Source organism: Bradyrhizobium sp. Mp27 (assembly GCF_029953005.1).
Taxonomy (GTDB): Bacteria; Pseudomonadota; Alphaproteobacteria; order Rhizobiales; family Xanthobacteraceae; genus Bradyrhizobium; species Bradyrhizobium barranii.
The window spans coordinates 1-1,672 of record NZ_JASAUS010000464.1 but is presented as its reverse complement, the minus strand read 5'-3'; the positions used below and the strand labels follow the sequence as shown (position 1 = coordinate 1,672).

Genomic DNA, 1,672 nt, shown 5'->3' with positions numbered 1-1,672 from the left:
GACTTCCGGCGCATCGCCACGCGATATGACAAGCTCGCCCGTAATTTTTTGGCCGCTGTTCATCTCGCCGCTCTCGTCGCATATTGGCTCAATTGAGTCTGGACCCTAGCACTACTTTGGCAGATCTATTCACGCCGTTGCTTTTCGCCGATTTGTCTTCTGCAGTACGGGCATCGCTGAGGTCGTGGTCGAACGATGAGTTCGACGATGGCTTGGCGCACGGCCGGCAGGCTCGGTTGAGGCGGAGGACCGCTGATTCTTTTTTTTCCGTCCCGCTTGTGCGAGACGGCGATACTGGAGGAATGCATAAGCGATCATGGTCATAAGAGCATGACGATGGAGGCCTTGCCAGGACCGTCCCTCGAAGTGATCGAGCCCCAGTTCCTCTTTCAACTGCTGATGGGCCTGTTCGCAAATCCATCGGGCTTTGATCGTGGCAGCTAACGTGCGCAGGTCCGTTCTGGTCGGCAGATTGGCGAGATAATACTTCTTCTCTCCCGACGCCCTGTGTTCACCGATGAGCCAGGCTTCGTCCCCCGGAAGATGCTGCTGGCCCATGTCCTTGATCCGCTGCGGAGGTCCATCAGCGGTCCGCACGCGAACCGCGGCGAAGCGAGCTTCCAGCCGGCCCTTGGTCCCGTTTCGCCAACTCACATTTTGCCACTTGGCATTGGCCAGCATGTCTTCGGCCGCCGTCGACAATACATCGGGAATGTGCCGCTTGCGGGGACGACCTCGACCGGCGACCGGCCAGATCAGTTTAACCCCGACCGGATAAACCTTCTGGTGACGAGGGATACCGACGGCCCAGGCCAGGCCGCGTGTCGTGAGCCCCTGACGGAACGGCGCGCTGAGACCGTATCCAGCATCTGCCAGCACACAGCCGAAGCGAACACCGGCTGCGATCACGCGATCAATCTCGGCCAGCGCGATCTCTGGCTTGGTTCGCGCTGCGCGATGCTCGACTGGAACACCGGCGCGCTTCAAACGCACCGGATTACTCGTCCAACTCTCGGGAACGAAGAGACGTAATGCCACCATTACCGGCACTTCACCTCGCGCAAGCGTCAGCGACACCAATGTTTGGCAATTGGCCGTCTTGCCGAGAGACGAGGCATATTGCGGAGCGACACCAACCGAACGATCGCCCTTCTTCGGCATCGCGGTGTCGTCGATGACCAGCACCGCATCTTTGCCGCCGACCAGGCGATCGGCCTGAACCAGCAATTCCGACTCCAATGGCGTCGCATCCCAGACGCCATCAGCGATGAAGTGGTGCAACTGGTCATAGTCACCCGGTGCCAGACGCGCCGCCATCGGCTGGACGCTCTTGCGATCGCCTGGTCCAATCAGTCCCGAGATATAAAGCGGACACATCCGTCGCCGAGCCTTGTGACCCAAGCGATCCAGGAATGGCTTGAGCCAGCGTCCAAGCTTGTCTTCCCACTTCGGCGTCGTGTTCACCATGGTCGGCCCTCCAAAAGCCGACCACCCATGAATCATTGAAAATCCAATTCGGGAATCCAATTTCGCCGATTAATCGCCAAAATCTGCCAAAGTAGTGCTAGTACCCGGAATCAGAGCTGAGTGATACGGCGGCCTTTGAAACGGCGTTGACGGACCTTTTTCTTGGTCCAGACGAAGGGCTCGGCTCTGTCGTTGTATGCGTTGA

Annotated in this window: 1 protein-coding gene and 1 pseudogene; one reads left to right on the top strand and one right to left on the bottom strand. The window is 58.8% G+C overall.

From position 1 onward, the window contains the following. Positions 1-96: pseudogene (locus QJT78_RS50940) on the top strand (IS5/IS1182 family transposase); the annotation flags it as partial. Positions 97-129: 33 nt separating this feature from the next. Here the strand turns inward: QJT78_RS50940 and QJT78_RS50935 are convergent. Continuing rightward, complete coding sequence (locus tag QJT78_RS50935; protein ID WP_080586955.1) at positions 130-1,467, bottom strand: IS701 family transposase; 1,338 nt, start codon at positions 1,465-1,467, stop codon at positions 130-132. Positions 1,468-1,672 lie beyond the last annotated feature (205 nt).

Excerpts from the sequence above, each read along its gene's own strand:
- QJT78_RS50935 (WP_080586955.1), bottom strand. The coding sequence starts at position 1,467 with ATGGTGAACACGACGCCGAAGTGGGAAGACAAGCTTGGACGCTGGCTC.